14 protein-coding genes are annotated in these 16,800 nt (G+C 69.4%); 4 read left to right on the forward strand and 10 right to left on the reverse strand.

Annotated features, from left to right (window positions below; all coding sequences use genetic code 11):
• Positions 1-12 precede the first annotated feature (12 nt).
• The 3 genes from sucD to icmB all read right to left on the reverse strand — a co-directional run bounded on the left by sucD (position 13) and on the right by icmB (position 3,336).
• The gene (gene sucD, locus IEY99_RS19670) at positions 13-894 is read right to left on the reverse strand and encodes a succinate--CoA ligase subunit alpha (RefSeq protein ID WP_189205267.1); all 882 of its coding nucleotides are present in this window, start codon (positions 892-894) and stop codon (positions 13-15) included.
• 4 nt (positions 895-898) lie between these two features.
• Positions 899-2,077 (reverse strand): ADP-forming succinate--CoA ligase subunit beta, encoded by a 1,179-nt coding sequence (gene sucC, locus IEY99_RS19675; protein ID WP_189205268.1) that lies wholly within the window; start codon positions 2,075-2,077, stop codon positions 899-901.
• Positions 2,078-2,931: 854 nt separating this feature from the next.
• On the reverse strand, positions 2,932-3,336 hold the full coding sequence (icmB, locus tag IEY99_RS19680) for a coenzyme B12-dependent isobutyryl CoA mutase small subunit (RefSeq protein WP_189205269.1): 405 nt from the start codon (positions 3,334-3,336) through the stop codon (positions 2,932-2,934).
• 414 nt (positions 3,337-3,750) lie between these two features.
• Between icmB and IEY99_RS19685 the strand changes: the two genes are divergently transcribed.
• Positions 3,751-4,506 carry a M23 family metallopeptidase gene (locus tag IEY99_RS19685; RefSeq protein WP_189205270.1) on the forward strand — a complete coding sequence of 252 codons (756 nt, stop codon included), beginning with the start codon at positions 3,751-3,753 and terminating at the stop codon, positions 4,504-4,506.
• 515 nt (positions 4,507-5,021) lie between these two features.
• Here the strand turns inward: IEY99_RS19685 and IEY99_RS34350 are convergent.
• On the reverse strand, positions 5,022-5,204 hold the full coding sequence (locus IEY99_RS34350) for a hypothetical protein (RefSeq protein ID WP_229798979.1): 183 nt from the start codon (positions 5,202-5,204) through the stop codon (positions 5,022-5,024).
• Between the two features lie 46 nt (positions 5,205-5,250).
• Between IEY99_RS34350 and IEY99_RS34355 the strand changes: the two genes are divergently transcribed.
• Positions 5,251-5,769, forward strand: a complete 519-nt coding sequence (locus tag IEY99_RS34355; protein WP_229798981.1) for a M23 family metallopeptidase — start codon at positions 5,251-5,253, stop codon at positions 5,767-5,769.
• A gap of 126 nt (positions 5,770-5,895) precedes the next feature.
• Here the strand turns inward: IEY99_RS34355 and pcrA are convergent, their stop codons facing one another.
• Positions 5,896-8,331 carry a DNA helicase PcrA gene (gene pcrA, locus IEY99_RS19695; RefSeq protein ID WP_189205821.1) on the reverse strand — a complete coding sequence of 812 codons (2,436 nt, stop codon included), beginning with the start codon at positions 8,329-8,331 and terminating at the stop codon, positions 5,896-5,898.
• Between the two features lie 236 nt (positions 8,332-8,567).
• Here pcrA and IEY99_RS19700 point away from each other — a divergent pair, with 236 nt between their 5' ends.
• Positions 8,568-10,424 carry a bifunctional metallophosphatase/5'-nucleotidase gene (locus tag IEY99_RS19700; protein WP_189205274.1) on the forward strand — a complete coding sequence of 619 codons (1,857 nt, stop codon included), beginning with the start codon at positions 8,568-8,570 and terminating at the stop codon, positions 10,422-10,424.
• Between the two features lie 239 nt (positions 10,425-10,663).
• The gene (locus IEY99_RS19705) at positions 10,664-10,993 is read left to right on the forward strand and encodes a chorismate mutase (RefSeq protein WP_189205276.1); all 330 of its coding nucleotides are present in this window, start codon (positions 10,664-10,666) and stop codon (positions 10,991-10,993) included.
• A 71-nt stretch (positions 10,994-11,064) separates the two neighbouring features.
• On the opposite strand, the gene IEY99_RS19710 is transcribed toward IEY99_RS19705, so the two are convergent.
• From IEY99_RS19710 to IEY99_RS19730, 5 genes are all read right to left on the reverse strand, one after another.
• On the reverse strand, positions 11,065-12,081 hold the full coding sequence (locus tag IEY99_RS19710; RefSeq protein ID WP_189205278.1) for an ABC transporter ATP-binding protein: 1,017 nt from the start codon (positions 12,079-12,081) through the stop codon (positions 11,065-11,067).
• Between the two features lie 43 nt (positions 12,082-12,124).
• On the reverse strand, positions 12,125-13,156 hold the full coding sequence (locus IEY99_RS19715; protein WP_189205280.1) for an ABC transporter ATP-binding protein: 1,032 nt from the start codon (positions 13,154-13,156) through the stop codon (positions 12,125-12,127).
• An 8-nt stretch (positions 13,157-13,164) separates the two neighbouring features.
• Positions 13,165-14,109: an ABC transporter permease gene (locus IEY99_RS19720; RefSeq protein WP_189205282.1), complete on the reverse strand. Its 945-nt coding sequence runs from the start codon at positions 14,107-14,109 to the stop codon at positions 13,165-13,167.
• Positions 14,102-15,028, reverse strand: a complete 927-nt coding sequence (locus tag IEY99_RS19725; protein ID WP_189205284.1) for an ABC transporter permease — start codon at positions 15,026-15,028, stop codon at positions 14,102-14,104. Before IEY99_RS19725 ends, IEY99_RS19720 begins: the two co-directional genes overlap by 8 nt.
• A gap of 135 nt (positions 15,029-15,163) precedes the next feature.
• Complete coding sequence (locus tag IEY99_RS19730; protein WP_373293397.1) at positions 15,164-16,795, reverse strand: peptide ABC transporter substrate-binding protein; 1,632 nt, start codon at positions 16,793-16,795, stop codon at positions 15,164-15,166.
• Positions 16,796-16,800 lie beyond the last annotated feature (5 nt).

The following is a 16,800-nucleotide window of genomic DNA, read 5'->3' on the forward strand; positions in this document are numbered from 1 at the left end:
GCCGTACCAAAATCAGCTCATGACCTCGCGCATGAGCCGGGCGGTCTCGCTCGGGGTCTTTCCGACCTTGACCCCCGCGGCCTCGAGGGCCTCCTTCTTGGCGTCGGCGGTGCCCGCCGAGCCGGAGATGATCGCGCCCGCGTGGCCCATGGTCTTGCCGGGCGGCGCGGTGAAGCCCGCGATGTAGCCGACCACCGGCTTGGTGACGTTGGCCTTGATGAACTCGGCGGCCCGCTCCTCGGCGTCGCCGCCGATCTCGCCGATCATCACGATCGCGTCGGTGTCCGGATCGTCCTGGAACGCCTTGAGGGCGTCGATGTGGGTGGTGCCGATGACCGGGTCACCGCCGATGCCCACACAGGTGGAGAAGCCGAAGTCCCGCAGCTCGTACATGAGCTGGTAGGTCAGCGTGCCGCTCTTGGAGACCAGGCCGATGCGCCCGGCCGGGGTGATGTCGGCCGGGATGATGCCCGCGTTCGACGCGCCCGGGGACGCGATGCCGGGGCAGTTCGGGCCGATGATGCGGGTCTTCTCGCCCTGGGCCACGTTGTACGCCCAGAAGGCGGCCGAGTCCTGCACCGGCACGCCCTCGGTGATGACGACCGCGAGCGGGATCTCCGCGTCGATGGCCTCGAGCACGGCGGCCTTGGTGAAGGCCGGCGGTACGAAGATGACCGACACGTCGGCGCCGGTCTCCTTCATGGCCTCCGCCACGGTCGCGAAGACCGGCAGCGCGGTGCCGTCGAAGTCCACGGTCGTGCCCGCCTTGCGCGGGTTCACGCCGCCGACCACGTTGGTGCCGGCGGCCAGCATGCGGCGGGTGTGCTTGGAACCCTCCGAGCCGGTCATGCCCTGGACGATGACCTTGGAGTCCTTGGTGAGCCAGATAGCCATGTCGTCACTTCCCCGCAGCCGCGAGCTCGGCGGCACGCTCGGCCGCACCGTCCATCGTGTCCACCCGCTGCACCAGCGGGTTGTTGGCCGAGTCCAGGATCGCCCGGCCGGCCTCGGCGTTGTTGCCGTCGAGGCGGACCACGAGCGGCTTGGTGACGGCCTCGCCGCGCTCGCCGAGCAGGGCGAGTGCCTGGATGATGCCGTTGGCGACCTCGTCACACGCCGTGATGCCGCCGAAGACGTTCACGAAGACCGACTTGACCGCCGGGTCGCCCAGCACGATCTCGAGGCCGTTCGCCATCACCTGGGCGCTGGCGCCGCCGCCGATGTCGAGGAAGTTCGCCGGCTTGACGCCGCCGTGGCCCTCGCCCGCGTAGGCGACCACGTCGAGCGTCGACATGACCAGGCCCGCGCCGTTGCCGATGATGCCGACCTCGCCGTCGAGCTTGACGTAGTTGAGGTTCTTCGCCTTGGCGGCCTGCTCCAGCGGGTCGACCGCGGACTGGTCCACCAGCGCCTCGTGGTCGGGGTGGCGGAACCCGGCGTTCTCGTCGAGCGTCACCTTGGCGTCGAGCGCGAGCACCCGGCCGTCGCCGACCTTGGCGAGCGGGTTGACCTCGACCAGCGTGGCGTCCTCGGCCACGAACGTCTGCCACAGCTTCACGGCGATGTCGGCCACCTGGTCGGCGACCTCGGCCGGGAACTGCGCCGCGGCGACGATCTCCCGGGCCTTGGCCTCGGTGACGCCCTCGCTGGCGTCGATCGCGATCTTGGCGACCTTGTCCGGCTGCTCCTCGGCGACCTGCTCGATCTCCATGCCGCCGGCGACGCTGGCGATGCAGAGGAAGGTGCGGTTCGCACGGTCCAGCAGGTAGGAGAAGTAGTACTCCTCCTTGATGTCCGCCGTCTCGGCCAGCATCACCTTCTGCACGGTGTGGCCCTTGATGTCCATCCCGAGGATGTCGGTCGCGCGAGCCTCGGCCTCGTCGGCCCCGTCGGCCAGCTTGACGCCGCCCGCCTTGCCCCGGCCACCGACCTTGACCTGGGCCTTCACGACGACCTTGCCACCGAGGCGCTCGGCGATCGCCCGCGCCTCCTGCGGGGTCTCGGCGACGCCGCCGCCCAGCACGGGCAGCCCGTGCCGTTCGAACAGGTCGCGCCCCTGATACTCGAACAGGTCCACGTGTCTCCTTTCGCTCGCGACGCTTGCCCCGGCAAGCCGCGTACCTGCGTCCCGACCTTGTGCGCGGCGCGTCGTTGCGTCGCCGCCAGCGTGAGGAAATGTCGGCCCCGGTGATGCTCGGGGCCTCGATTCGCAGCCTAGCCAGTGAGAGGGGGGCGAGGGGTTCGCGGGGGGTTGCTGTGCAAGACCACACAAGTTCACCCGGGGCTGAGCTTTGGAAGCCCGACAACCGTTCTTCACGTACGCGGCCACGGGCGACCAAGCGCAGCACCGGGGCTGGACCGCCTCCGGCGGCTACCGCCCTCGGACCGTAGCCACTCCAGGCCGTCCGCCGACTCCGGCCCGCCGCCTTCCCGGCCCGCCGCTTTCCCGGCCCGCCGCCCTTCCCGGCCCGCCACTTTCCCGGCCCGCCGCCCTTCCCGGCCCGCCACTTTCCCGGCCCGCCACCCTTCCCGGCCCGCCACCCTTCCCGGCCCGCCACCCTTCCCGGCCCGCCACCTTCCCGGCCCGCCACCTTCCCGGCCCGCCACCCTTGCCGGCCGGCGGCCGGGGACGGCCGGGACCCGGGACGGCCCGGGCGCGGTAGCCGCCGGAGGCGGTCCAGCCCCGGTGGTGCGGTTGGCCGGCCGCCGAACGCGTACCAAAGAAAGATCTTGATCAAATCCACCACACCGCGTAACCCCACCCCTGAGGCGTCGTTGAGTGTGGTGTCGGAGCGCTGAGCGACGACGAAGGCGGCCGATGCCCTGTCGGTCGAGGGGTGGCGGCGGGGCATCGTGCATGAGAGGCCGGACGTGTGAGGGGTGCGTCCGGCCTCTCCCCTTAACCCTTCGCAGTTATTTGGTGATTATCCGTCAAGAAACGGGTGTCGCCACATTGGCGCGCACCCATTCGATGATGGATGCCGTGGTCGCGCCCGGGGTGAAAATGTGGGCGACGCCGATCTTTTCCAACTCGGTGATGTCGTCGGCGGGAATGATGCCGCCGCCGAAAACGACGATGTCGGATGCATCCCGTTCGGCGAGCAGTTCCAGGACGCGGCGGAAGAGCGTCATGTGGGCGCCGGAGAGCACCGAGAGACCGATCGCGTCCGCGTCTTCCTGGACGGCGGTCTCGACGATCTGTTCGGGCGTCTGGTGCAGCCCGGTGTAGATCACCTCCATGCCGGCGTCACGCAGGGCCCGGGCCACCACCTTGGCCCCCCTGTCGTGCCCGTCGAGTCCCGGCTTGGCGACCACGACCCTGATCCGTGCTTGCATGTTGCGACCCCTTCGGCGCGCGTCCAGTCAGACCTTAACGAACGGTAACCCGGGCGCCTTGAACCTTGGTAGCCGCCGCTCCGTACTACCGCGCGGCACCGGAGCGGCTCGGCGCTCGGATGCAAGCACCGTCCATCGTATTCCCCGTCACATTACGTTGTGTTAGTAACTCAGTTACGGAGAGACAGTCCTGCGGCTCCTCAGAAAAGCTGACCAACTCGGACAATCACCATCGAATGCTTCCAGAGAACTGTCAGGGAATTGGCGCTGCGACTTGTGACCGGCGTTGCGTTTCGTTACCGTGGCTCCCGGCTGTCAACCGGTTAACCCCGGACCTGCGGCTCGGCAAACCACCGTTCAGCACTTGTTCTCCCTCGGTGGACGCCGCTTATCGTCACCGACGGAGGGTTGTTCGTGCGTCAGCGCTTGTCGTCTGAGCCCGACCGCTATCGCGGCCGCCGCCGCGTCCCGACCCCTCCGCGCAGCCGCTACGCCGCGGTCGTCACCTCCGCCTTCGTCGGCGCGGGGGTCGTCGCCCTCGGATCGGCGTCGCAGCTTCCCGACGCCAAGGCCGTCAACCCGACGGTCCTGCAGAACCTCGAAGAGGCCGCCACCGCCCAGGAGGCCCTGGACGAGCGCGCGGCAGGCTCCGGCGACCGCGCCTCCCGCGGCGAGGAGCGCACCGTCGCCGCCTCGGGCACCCAGCAGGAGGCCCCGGCCACCCCGGAGGAAGCCGCCGCACAGGCCTGGCTCCTGCCGCTCGAGGACTACGAGTTCACCGCGCCCTACGGCGTCCGCTTCGGCAAGCTCCACGCCGGCATCGACCTGGCCGCCCCGGAGGGAACCCCCTACAAGGCGGTCCACGGCGGCACGGTCACCTCGGCCGGCTACAACGGCGGCTACGGCTACTCGATCACCGTCAAGCACGACGACGGCACCGAGATGATCTACGCCCACTCCCGCCGCCTGCTCGTGCAGGCCGGCGACCAGGTGCAGGCGGGCCAGGTCATCGGCGAGGTCGGCAACACCGGATACTCGTACGGGACCCACCTGCACCTCGAGGTGCACGTCGACGGCTCCCCCACCGACCCGATCGTCTTCCTGAGGTCCCGCGGCGTCGACATCAAGCTCAAGATCGAATCCGTCCTCGGAGCCCTCGCGGCCTCCTGAGCCGCCCCTTCCTCCGCCTCCTGAGCCGCTCTGCCGCGGCCACTCTGCCCTCGCGACATCTTCCCCTTCCGTGTCAGCTCATCGTCCGCGGGCACTTCTTCCCTTCCGCTGCCCTTGTCCCGCGGCGGTCCACCGCCGTGTCCGCCGAGGCCAGACCGGGCGCGTCTCGGCGTCCCTCTCCCCTGCCGCCGCTCTCTTCCGGGCCGCCGCTGCGGTGTTCCGCCGACGGCTGCGGGAAGCCCCATCCGGCAGCTCCCGCGGCCTCCGGACGGCCGTCTTCGACCGGAATCGGCGGCTTCGCAACCGGCCGGCAACCGGGGCGGTAGCACGTCGCCGGGCCCACTCAGGCTCCCCAGGGCCCATGCCGACAGGCAGGTGTCGGACCGACGTCGGAGCCTGGAGGAACAGCCCACCGTGCAGCATCGAGCCCCACGGAACGCGCCTGGCCGGCACCGCAGGACCATCCCGCTGCACAGCCACCGTGCCCCACGCGAGCCGATCACCGAGAAGAGTCGCTACGCCGTCGCCGCGGCCCTCGTGGCCGGCGTGGGCGTCACCGGGGTCGCCGCCGCGACCGACGGCACCGCGCCGGCCAGTGCGGTGGCGAGGGCGAACAGCCAGGCGAGCGCCGCGCCCTCCCCCGGCGTCACCTCGTCCCCGTCCGCGCCGACCAGCGCGGCCCCGACGACGGCGACCACCGTGGCCGCGTCCGCGGCAGGTGCCGTCCGGCCGGCGATGTCCGGCGTGACCGAGGCGGCAGCGGCCGCCGTGGCCTCGTCGGTGGCGCCTGGTGCCGAGGCGGCTGGTCAGCCGTTCGTCGCGCAGCGTCGCAAGGTCAAGCCGCTCCCCCAGTGGGTGCATCCGATGCCGGAGGGCGCGGTCACCTCGTGCTTCGGTCAGCGCTGGGGCCGCCTGCACGCGGGCGTCGACCTCGCGGCACCCACCGGCACCCCGATCCGCGCCGTGGGCAAGGGCGTCGTCGTCTCCGCGGGTCCGGCCGAGGGCTACGGCAACGCGGTGCTGATCGACCACGGCAACGGCTACCTCACCCACTACGGCCACATGTCGGTGATCACGGCGACGGTCGGCCAGCGGGTCGAGGCGGGTGACCACATCGGCGCGGAGGGCTCCACGGGCCACTCGACCGGTCCGCACCTGCACTTCGAGGTGCACGCGGGCAGCTACCAGAACCCGATCGAGCCCACCCGGTGGATGCACGAGCACGGCGTCGACATCACCAGCTGCGCGTCCTTCGAGGACTGACCCGCACGGCGGCCACCGCGACCGATCCGGACAACCACCCGTCGCCGGGCGAACCCGGGCGAACGCGGGAAACCGACGGAGCCGTCGTGTGCGACCGTGCCGGATCCGCGACCGGCTTGCCGGCGGCTACAGCTTCTCGATGGGCGCGTGCCGCAGGACCAGCCACATGACCTGGTCGCCGAAGTCGATCTGGGCGCGGGCTCCCGGGCCCTGCCCCTCCACGGTCACCACCCGGCCCAGCCCGTACCGCTGGTGGTTGACGCGGTCGCCGGCGGCCACCTTCGGGGGCTGCTTCATCTCGCTGGCCGTGGTCAGCTTGCTGGCGTCCACCCCGAGCCGCTCGGCGAGGCGTTGCGCCTTGGGCGTTCCCCCGGCGAAGCCGCCGCCCCGGCCGAAGCCACGGCCCGGGTCGCGCCCGTAGTCGCCGCCGCGGCCCCCCACGCCGCCGCCCGTTCCCGACCAGGACGTGTACGAGCCCGCCGTACGCTCCCAGCGCACCAGCTCCGGCGGAAGCTCGTCGGTGAACCGGGACGGCGGGTTGTACTGCGGCTGTCCCCACGCCGAGCGGGTCACCGCGCGGGACAGGTAGAGCCGCTGGCGGGCGCGGGTGATGCCGACGTAGGCGAGGCGCCGCTCCTCTTCCAGCTCGGTGTTGTCGCCGAGGGCGCGCATGTGCGGGAAGACGCCGTCCTCGAGCCCGGTGAGGAAGACCACCGGGAACTCGAGGCCCTTGGCGGTGTGCAGCGTCATGAGGGTGACGACGCCCTGGTGGTCCGGGTCGTCGCTGGGGATCTGGTCGGCGTCGGCGACCAGGGCGACCTGCTCGAGGAAGCCGGCCAGGGTGGCGGCCTGCGTGTCGTCCTCCTCCGCCTGCGCCTCGACGCGTTCGGTGTACTCGCGGGCGACGCTGACCAGCTCCTGGAGGTTCTCCACGCGGCCCTGGTCCTGCGGGTCGAGGCTCTCCTCCAGCTCGGACAGCAGGCCGGAGCGCTGGAGGACGGCCTCCAGCACCTCCTCCGGGGGAGCCGTGCGGGACAGCTCCCGCAGATCGTCGAGAAGCTGGACGAAGTCCGCGATGCTGTTGGCGGCGCGGGTGGAGATGCCCGGCGCGTTCCGGGCGTGGCGCAGGGCCTGGCCGAACGAGATGCGGTCGCGAGTGGACAGTGCCTCGACGCACGCCTCCGCGCGGTCCCCGATGCCCCGCTTCGGGGTGTTGAGGACCCGGCGGATGCTCACCGTGTCGTCGTCGTTGACCACCGCGCGCAGGTAGGCGAGCGCGTCGCGCACCTCCTTGCGCTCGTAGAAGCGCACGCCGCCGACGACCTTGTAGGGCAGGCCGACGCGGATGAAGACCTCTTCGAAGACCCGGGACTGGGCATTCGTACGGTAGAAGACCGCCACGTCCCCCGGCCGCACCCCGTGGTTGTCGCCCAGCCGGTCGATCTCCCGGGCGACCCAGTCGGCCTCGGCGTGCTCGGTGTCGGCCACGTAGCCGACGATCTGCTCGCCGGCGCCCTGGTCGCTCCACAGGCGCTTGGGTTTGCGGCTGGTGTTGCGGTCGATGACCGCGTTCGCCGCGGACAGGATCGTCTGGGTGGAACGGTAGTTCTGCTCCAGCAGGATCGTGCGGGCGTCGGGATAGTCGCGCTCGAACTCGAGGATGTTGCGGATCGTCGCGCCGCGGAACGCGTAGATCGACTGGTCCGCGTCGCCGACCACGCACAGCTCGGCCGGGGGGATCTCGCCGCCCTGGGTGCCGACGAGCTCCTTGACCAGCATGTACTGCGCGTGGTTGGTGTCCTGGTATTCGTCGACGAGCACGTGCCGGAAGCGCCGGCGGTAGGCCTCCGCGACGTGCGGGTGCGACTGGAACAGGTGCACGGTGGCCATGATGATGTCGTCGAAGTCGAGCGCGTGCGCCTCGAGCAGGCGGCGCTGATAGAGCTCGTACGCCTCGGCGACGGCCCGCTCGTTGGGCCCCTTGGCCTTCTCCTTGAACTCGGCCGGGTCGACCAGCTCGTTCTTCAGGTTGGACACCTGGGCGGCGAGCCCGCGGGCGGTGTAGCGCTTCGGGTCGAGGTCGAGCTCGCGGGCGACGAGCTGCATCAGGCGCCGCGAGTCGTCGGCGTCGTAGATCGAGAAGGTGCTCTTGAGCCCGGCGTGCTCGTGCTCGGCCCGCAGGATACGCACGCATGCCGAGTGGAAGGTCGAGACCCACATCAGCCGGGCGCGCGGGCCGACGATCGCCGCGACCCGCTCCTTCATCTCCCCGGCGGCCTTGTTGGTGAAGGTGATCGCGATGATCTGGCCGGGATGCACGTCCCGCTCGGCGAGCAGGTGGGCGATCCGGTGGGTCAGCACCCGGGTCTTGCCCGACCCCGCGCCCGCGACGATGAGCAGCGGCGAGCCGGCGTGGGTGACCGCGTCGCGCTGCGGCCCGTTGAGGCCGGCCAGCAACGCCTCCGGGTCGAGGCGCCGGGACGCCGCCCTGCGCGGCTGGTCCGGCGAGGCCGGCGAGTCGGCCGAGGCCGGGGACTGGCTCGGCGGCCTGACCGCGGGCATCGCGAACAAGGGCTGCGTATTTTCGGGAAGGGCTCGCATCGCGCGGACAAGTCTATGCCCGGGGTCCGACAGTCTTCGGGGCGCCCGGGGGCGCAGGAGGGCCGAAACGGCGCGAAAAGGTAACGCGACCGCCGCTCGCAATCAACCTGTCATCCGGAAGTGGTAGCGCTGACCTGCGTCGATGATCCAGGCTGTCGAGGTTGACTGATCTGACTCCGACCGGGAGACCGAATACTATGAACCACCCCCGCCGTCGCGGCTGGGCTGTGCTGCGCAATCTCGCCGTACCGGCCCTCGCACTGGCCGTCGTCGCCACGCTGCCGATGACCCGTTCCGAGGACGCCCCCGCGGCTCCCGAGCACCTGGCCGGCCTCGCGCCGATCAGCGTCAACTACGGGCTTCCGTACGGGCCGACCGTCAAGGGCCAGTTCCTCAGCTACAACGACTTCCACGGCGCCATCGACCCGCCCGGCGGGTCCGGGGCGGTCGTCAACGGCGTCCCCGCGGGCGGCGTCGAATACCTGGCCACGTACCTGAAGAAGCTGCGGGCCGAGGCGGCGAACGACGGCCGGCAGACGCTCACCGTCGGCGCCGGCGACCTCATCGGCGGCTCTCCGCTGGTCAGCGCCGCGTTCCACGACGAGCCGACGATCGAGCTCATGAACGAGGTCGGCCTGCAGGTCTCGTCGGTCGGCAACCACGAGTTCGACGAGGGCGTGAACGAGCTCATCCGCATCCAGCGCGGCGGCTGCCACCCGGTCGACGGGTGCCAGGACGGCGACGGATACCGCGGCGCGAAGTTCACCTACCTCGCCGCCAACACCATCAACAAGAAGACCGGCCTGCCGATCCTGCCGCCGATCGACATCAAGTTCGTCCAGGGCCAGCCGGTCGGCTTCGTCGGCCTGACCCTCGAGGGCACCGCCGGCATCGTCAACCCGGCCGGCATCAAGGACGTACGGTTCGCCAACGAGATCGAGACCGCCAACAAGTGGGGCAGCCTGCTGAAGCTGTTCGGCATCAAGGCGCAGGTGCTGCTGCTGCACCAGGGCGGCACGCAGAAGGGCTCCGAGGACAACCCGGTGCCGGGCGTCTCCGACTGCAACGACTTCAGCGGCCCGGTCGTCGACATCGTCAAGGGCCTCAACCCCGAGTTCAGCCTGGTCGTCTCCGGGCACACGCACAAGTTCTACTCGTGCGAGCTGCCCAACGCCAAGGGCACCTCGGTGGTGACCAGCGCGGGCAACAACGGGCAGGTCGTCACCGACATCGACTACACCATCGACCGGCGCACCGGCCGGTTCGCCGAGGTCACGGCGAAGAACGTGGTGGTCGAGAACGGCGTGCCGGACGGCAACGGCGGCTGGAAGAAGGACCCCGTCACCGGCGCCTTCCTGAAGAACCCCGACACGGTCGACCCCAAGGCCAAGAAGGTCGCGGACAAGTACCGTACGGCGGTCGCGCCGATCGCCAACCGCGTGGTCGGCACGATCACCGGCGACATCGTGCGTACGGTCGGCGCCAACGGCGAGTCGCCACTCGGTGACGTCATCGCGGACGCACAGCTCGCGTGGACCAAGAACGACGGCGCCCAGCTCGCGCTGATGAACCCGGGCGGCATCCGCGCCGACTTCGACGCCGAGGCGTCCGCGGGCGGCGAGCCCGACGGCAAGGTCACCTTCGGCGAGGCGTTCACCGTCCAGCCGTTCAACAACCTCGTGGTGACCCAGACCCTGACCGGCGCGCAGCTCAAGGACGTGCTGGAGCAGCAGTTCGTCGGCTTCGGCGGCCAGACCACCCAGCGCATCCTGCAGGTGTCGGCCGGCGTGACGTACACCTGGAACAGCACCGCGGCGCCCGGCTCGAAGGTGACCGAGCTGAAGCTGAACGGCACGGCGATCGACCCGGCCGCGACGTACCGGGTGACGACGAACGACTTCCTGGCCAACGGCGGTGACGGGTTCACCAACCTGGCGCTCGGCACCAACCGGACCACGGCGCCGGGCTTCGACATCGACGCCCTGATCGGCTACCTGAGCACCGGCGAGCCGATCGCGCCGGGCCCGGCCAACCGCATCACCAAGGCGGGCTGAGCGGGTTCCGCAGAGCGTCATCCCACGGTTCGGGCCGTTTCCTTGCGGTGCGGCCCGGACCGGGGGCATACTCGCTTCGTGATTCAGCGCGCTTCGTATTTTTACTACGGCACCGGAGGTCCGGCGACCGTAGGACGCGTCTGAACGACATGCCTACATCAAGCCCCGGGCTTCCCAGCCCGGGGCTTGATGCTGTCCGGACCGGGAAGACCGCGGCGTCATCACCCGAGGAGCAGGACATGACCGCCGACCTGATCGACCAGCCCGCCGGCACCGACGTCACGGGGGCCCCCGCCGGCCAGCCGACCGGCACCAGCGACCAGCTCGCGGCCGACGAGATCCACGCGATCCGCGAGCGCATCGACGAGATCGACCAGGCGCTGATCGACCTGTGGCTGGAACGATCACGCCTGTCCCAGCAGGTCGGCCGCACCCGCATGGCCTCCGGCGGCACCCGCCTGGTGCTCTCCCGCGAGCGCGAGATCGTCGAGCGCTTCCGCGAGGCCCTCGGCCCCGACGGCACCCAGGTGGCTCTCCTGCTCCTCCGGGCCGGCCGCGGCCCGCTCTGACCCGCCTTCGATCTTCGGGTGGAACAACGAAAAGGGGCCCGGCAAGCCGGGCCCCTTTCCTCGACAACCCCTCACACCGCGTGAACCACGTCCCGCGGCTCTGCGAAGTGGCAGGCGCTCGGGTGCGGCGACCGCTGGCGGATCTGCAGCAGCGGCTCCTGCTCGGCGCAGACCGCCTCGGCCTTCCAGCACCGCGTGCGGAACCGGCACCCCGACGGGGGGTTCGCCGGCGACGGCACGTCGCCCTCCAGCACGATCTGGTCGCGCTGGCCGCGCAGCCTCGGGTCCGGCACCGGCACGGCGGACAGCAGAGCCTGCGTGTACGGGTGCGTCGGGTTCTCGTAGATCTGCTCGTCGCCGCCGATCTCGACGACCTTGCCGAGGTACATGACCGCGACCCGGTCCGAGATGTGGCGGACCACGGACAGGTCGTGGGCGATGAAGATGTACGAGAGACCGAAGTCGCGCTGCAGCCCTTCCAGCAGGTTGATCACCTGTGCCTGGATCGACACGTCGAGCGCGGAGACCGGCTCGTCGCAGACGATGATCTCGGGCTTGAGCGCGAGCGCCCGGGCGATGCCGATGCGCTGGCGCTGGCCGCCGGAGAACTGGTGCGGGTAGCGGTTGATGTGGTCGGGGTTGAGGCCGACCGTGTCCAGCAGGTCCTGCACCGCCTTCTCGCGACCCTTGCGCGGGGTCACCTCGGGGTGGATCTCGAACGGCTCGCCGATGATGTCGCCGACCGTCATGCGCGGGTTGAGCGACGTGTACGGGTCCTGCAGCACCATCTGGATGTTGCGGCGGGCCCGGCGGAGCGCGCCGCCCTTGAGCTTGACCATGTCCTCGCCGCGGACGGTGATCGAGCCGGCGGTCGGCTTCTCCAGCCCGACGAGCAGCTTGGCCAGCGTCGACTTGCCGCAGCCGGACTCGCCCACCACGCCGAGCGTCTCACCGCGGCGCAGCTGGAGGTCCACGCCGTCGACCGCCCGCACGGCGCCGACCTTCGACTTGAAGACGATGCCCTGGGTGATCGGGAAGTGCTTGACGAGACCGCGGGTCTCGAGCACCACGTCGTTGCGGTCGCTCATGCCTTCCCCTCCGCCTGGCTCTCTGTTTCGTTCACAAGCTCGCTCATTCCCCGATCACGTCCCGCCAGAAGTGGCACCGGGAGGTACGCCCGGGCGCGACGACGTACGGCGGGGGCGGCGGGTCCTGCCGGCACACGTCCTGGGCGTACGCGCACCGCGGGTTGAACGCGCAGCCCCGCGGGATCGCGGTGAGCGCCGGCGGGAGGCCCTTGATGACGCTGAGCTGCTGGCCCTTCATGTCGAGCCGGGGAATCGACTCCAGCAGGGCCTTGGTGTACGGGTGCGCCGGGCGGGCGTAGATGTCGTAGATCGGGGCCTCTTCGACGACCTTGCCCGCGTACATGACGGAGATGCGGTCGGCGACGTCCGCCACCACGCCCATGTCGTGCGTGATGAGGATGAGGCCCATGTTGCGTTGCTGCTGCAACTCGGCGAGCAGGCCCATGACCTGCGCCTGCACGGTCACGTCGAGCGCCGTGGTGGGCTCGTCGGCGATCAGCACCTCGGGGTCCAGGGCCAGCGCCATCGCGATCATCACGCGCTGGCGCATACCGCCGGAGAACTGGTGCGGGTAGTCGCTGACCCGGGTCCGGGCGGCCGGGATCTTGACCTGGTCGAGCAGCTCGATCGCGCGCTTCTTGGAGTCGGCCCGCGACATGCCGCGGTGCTTCCGGAAGAGCTCGCTGAGCTGGTATCCGACCGTGAACACCGGGTTCAGGGCCGACAGCGCGTCCTGGAAGATCATCGCGATCTGGTTGGCGCGCACCTTGCGGCGCTGGTTCTCCGGCAGCTTCAGCAGGTCGAGGCCGCGGTACTTGACCTCGCCCTTGGTGATGAAGCCGGGAGGGGTGTCCAGGATGCCCATGATCGCCTGAGCGGTCACGGACTTGCCGCAGCCGGACTCGCCGAGGATGGCGAGGGTCTCGCCCGGGGCCAGCGTGAAGTTCGCGCCGTTGACGGCGTGGGCGACGCCGTACTGGGTGCGGAACTCCACGTGCAGGTCGTTGACTTCCAGGAGTGGCGCGCGGGGGTCGAGCCCCGGCAGAACGTCGATCTCCGCCTTGATGTCGGTCATATCTGCGGTCACCGCAACTTCGGGTCGAAGGCGTCGCGGACCGCGTCGCCGAGCATGATGAAGGCCAGCACCGTGGCCGCGAGGAAGGCGGACGGCCAGACCAGCGGCCAGGGCGCGACCCGGGCGACCGGGGTCGCCTCGGCGATCGAGATGCCCCACGAGATGGCGTCGTTCTTCAGGCCGATGCCGAGGAACGACAGGGTCGCCTCGCTGGCGATGTTGGCACCCAGCAGGAGCGTCAGCACCACGATGAACGACGCGGTCGAGTTCGGCAGGATGTGCCGCATCATCAGCCGCGCCGGCCCCGAGCCGAGCATCCGGGCCGCCGCCACGTAGTCCTGGTTCTTGGACGCGATGACCGAGGACCGCATGATGCGGGCCGCGGTCGTCCAGCCCAGCACGCCCAGCGTCACGGTCACCGCGAGGACACCGTTGCTGTTCGGGTCGGCCGAGAGGCGCTTGGCCAGCACGATCGCGGCCAGCAGGAACGGGATGCCGAGCACGACGTCGATGAAGCGCGACAGGACGGCGTCCACCCAGCCGCCGAAGTATCCGGCGGAGAGGCCGAAGATCAGGCCGATGATCCCGGAGAGCAGGGTCGCCACGATGCTCACCTGCAGCGAGTTGCGGGCGCCGTAGATGGTCTTCGCGTAGACGTCGCAGCCCTGGTAGTCGAACCCGAAGAACGCGCTGCCGCTCGGGCCGGCGTGCTGGCGGGAGAGGGCGCAGGCACGCGGGTCTCCGGCGCCGAACAATCCGGGCCACACGGCCATCAGCGTGATGATGACGACCAGCACCGCCGCGAACCAGAAGACCTTGCTCTTGCGCAGGTCGAGCCAGGCGTCGGCGGCGAGGCTGCGCGGCTTGTCCTTCTTGCCTCCGGCGTGCCGGGGTTCGGTCGGCGCCTCGCCGCTGGGGCCCGCGGCGGAGACTACGGCGTCGATGTCACTCATAACGAATCCTTGGGTCGAGGGCGGCGTACATCAGGTCGACCAGCAGGTTCACGACCAGGAAGACGATCACGAGGACGCTGACGAACCCGACCACGAGCGGACCGTCCTCGGTCCGGATGCCGCGGAAGAGGTTGAAGCCGACCCCCGGGATGTTGAACACGCCTTCGGTCACGATCGCGCCGGACATGAGGCCACCGATGTCGACGCCGATGAGCGTCACGACCGGGATGAGCGAGTTTCGCAGCACGTGCACGCCGATCACCCGCTGGCGGGACAGACCCTTGGCGCGAGCCGTGCGAACGTAGTCGGAGCGCAGGTTCTCGGCCACGGAGGCACGGGTCACCCGCAGCTCGGTCGCCAGGACCAGGCTGCCCAGGACGACGGCGGGCATCAGCAGCGCATAGAGGGAGGCGTTCGCGCCGGCCGTCGGCGGGAACCACCCGAGCTTGATGCCGAAGAAGAGCTGGGTCAGCGGAGCGAGCACGATGATCGGCAGCGACAGGATGATCAGGGTGATGATCAGGGTCACGTTGTCGAACAGACCACCGCGGCGGATGCCGGAGATGACACCGGCGGTGATGGCGACCACGGCGACGATGATGATCGCCATGAGCGCGAGCTTGATGGTCACCGGCCAGGCCGTCGCCATCATGTCGCTGATCTGGCGACCGGTCAGCGACTGGCCGAAGTTACCGGTGAGCAGGCCCTTCATGTAGTACCAGTACTGCATGAGGAAGGGCTCGTTGAGGTGGTAGCGCTCGGTCAGGGCCTGACGGACGCTCTCGGTGATGGGTCGTTCGCCCGCCAACGCCTGGAGGGGGTCGTCCTGGTTGGCGAACATCAGCGCGTACACGATGAAGGTGGCCCCGAAGAACGTCAGGACCATCTGTAGTAGGCGCCGCACGATGTAGCGGAACATACGGATTTAGCCTCTTCCGCGGAAGATGCGCCACCCGGCCTCGTGGGCCGCGCGGCAAATATAGGAGGGGAGACACAGCGGTGGCGTCACGGTTTCACAAAAACCGTGACGCCACCACTGCACGAACGGCTTAGATCACTTCTTAACTTCGATCTTGTAGAGGTCGACCTTCGTGAAGATGTCCACCTCCACGTTGGTGACCTTCTCCGAGTGGCCGAACGAGTTCTGGCCGAAGCGGAGCGGGATGACCGGCATGTCCTTGGCGAGGATGTCCTCGGCCTGCTGCCACTTGGCGACGGCCTCGTCCGTGGTCTTCGCCGCGGAGCCCTCCTTCACCAGGTTGTCGAACGCCGGGTTGCTGTAGCCGTAGTAGTTCGAGGAACCACCGGTGGCGTACAGCGGGCCGAGGTAGTTCTCCATGAGCGGGTAGTCCATGACCCAGCCGAGGCGGATCAGGCCGACCGGCTGCTTCTTCTCGACCTTGGTCAGCAGGTCGGCGAACTTCGGCTCGCCCACACCGACGCAGTCGATGCCCAGCGAGGCCTTGACCTGGTTGCACATGGCGTCGACCCAGGCCTTGTGGCCACCGTCGGCGTTGTAAGTGATCTGGACCTTAGCCGGGCCGTTGTTCTCCGTCCAGAGCTTCTTGGCCTCGGTGGGGTTGTACTCGCAGTTGGCGCCACAGGTGTTCTCACGGAAGCCGGCGACAGCGGGCGACACGAAGCTGGTGGCGGGGGTCTGCGACCCGAGGAAGATCTGCTCGGTCATCTCCTTGCGGTTGACCGCCATGGAGAGGGCCCTGCGGACGTTGACGTTCGAGAACTCCTTCTGGAACGTCGGGAAGCCGACGAACTGGAAGGACGAGCTCGGGCTCTTCTTGAAGCGCTCGCCCAGGTCGCCCGGCGCGGCGGCCAGGCTCTCGATCGGAATCTGGGTCTGCACGTCGTCGTTGCCGGCGACGAGGTCGGCGTACTCGGCCTTCTCATCCTGGTAGATCTTGAAGGTCACGCCGTCGATCTTCGGCACCGTGCCCTTGAAGCCCTGGACCTTCTCGACCTCGATCTTCGAGTCGTGCTGCCAGGTGCCCTTCATCTTGAAGGGGCCGTTACCGATGATCGCGTCCTCGAAGCCGTCGGCGATCTTTCCGGGGGCGGAGAAGGCGGCCTTGGGCAGCGGGTGGAACGCCGTGTAGCCCATGACGGACTTCCAGCCGGCGAACGGCGTGGAGAGCGTCACGGTGAAGGTCGAGTCGTCGATCTTCTTGAGGCCGGTCATGGTCTTGGCCTTGGGCTCGGGGGCCTTCTGCGGGCCCTCCTCGCCGTCCGGGTCCTTGGACTGCAGGTCCGCGTAACCCTCGATGCGCTCGTAGAAGTAGGAGGCACCCTGGGCGTTGGGGCCGTAGGCGCCGTAGTTCCAGGCGTCGATGTAGTTGTCGGCGACGACCTGCTCGCCGTTGTGGAACGTGAAGCCCGGCTTCAGCTTCACGGTCCAGACCTTGTTATCGTCCGAGGTGATCGACTCGGCGGCAAGCTCGACCGGCTTGCTCTCCTTGTCGAAGTCCACGAGCGGGTAGAAAAGTGCGGCAAGGACCTGCGCACCACTGGTCTCCGTCGTGTTCGACGGGATCAAGTGCTGCGGTTCAGCGATTCCGATGACGATGCTGTTGGACGCGGAGTCAGCTTCCTCCGACCCGCCTCCGCAGCCTGCGGCCAACAAGGCGATGGCGGTCGCGCCGACCGCCATCTTCCATGGGCGATTCCCAAACATGGGAG

Origin of the sequence: Couchioplanes azureus (assembly GCF_014648355.1) — a bacterium.
In the GTDB taxonomy this organism is placed as follows: domain Bacteria; phylum Actinomycetota; class Actinomycetes; order Mycobacteriales; family Micromonosporaceae; genus Actinoplanes; species Actinoplanes azureus.

Coding starts and splice junctions, on each gene's coding strand:
- IEY99_RS19725 (WP_189205284.1), bottom strand. CDS start 15,028: ATGTTCCGCTACATCGTGCGGCGCCTACTACAGATGGTCCTGACGTTC.
- sucD (WP_189205267.1), bottom strand. CDS start 894: ATGGCTATCTGGCTCACCAAGGACTCCAAGGTCATCGTCCAGGGCATG.
- icmB (WP_189205269.1), bottom strand. CDS start 3,336: ATGCAAGCACGGATCAGGGTCGTGGTCGCCAAGCCGGGACTCGACGGG.
- IEY99_RS19705 (WP_189205276.1), top strand. CDS start 10,664: ATGACCGCCGACCTGATCGACCAGCCCGCCGGCACCGACGTCACGGGG.
- IEY99_RS19700 (WP_189205274.1), top strand. CDS start 8,568: ATGAACCACCCCCGCCGTCGCGGCTGGGCTGTGCTGCGCAATCTCGCC.
- IEY99_RS19730 (WP_373293397.1), bottom strand. CDS start 16,795: ATGTTTGGGAATCGCCCATGGAAGATGGCGGTCGGCGCGACCGCCATC.
- IEY99_RS19710 (WP_189205278.1), bottom strand. CDS start 12,081: ATGAGCGACCGCAACGACGTGGTGCTCGAGACCCGCGGTCTCGTCAAG.
- pcrA (WP_189205821.1), bottom strand. CDS start 8,331: ATGCCCGCGGTCAGGCCGCCGAGCCAGTCCCCGGCCTCGGCCGACTCG.
- IEY99_RS19715 (WP_189205280.1), bottom strand. CDS start 13,156: ATGACCGACATCAAGGCGGAGATCGACGTTCTGCCGGGGCTCGACCCC.
- IEY99_RS19720 (WP_189205282.1), bottom strand. CDS start 14,109: ATGAGTGACATCGACGCCGTAGTCTCCGCCGCGGGCCCCAGCGGCGAG.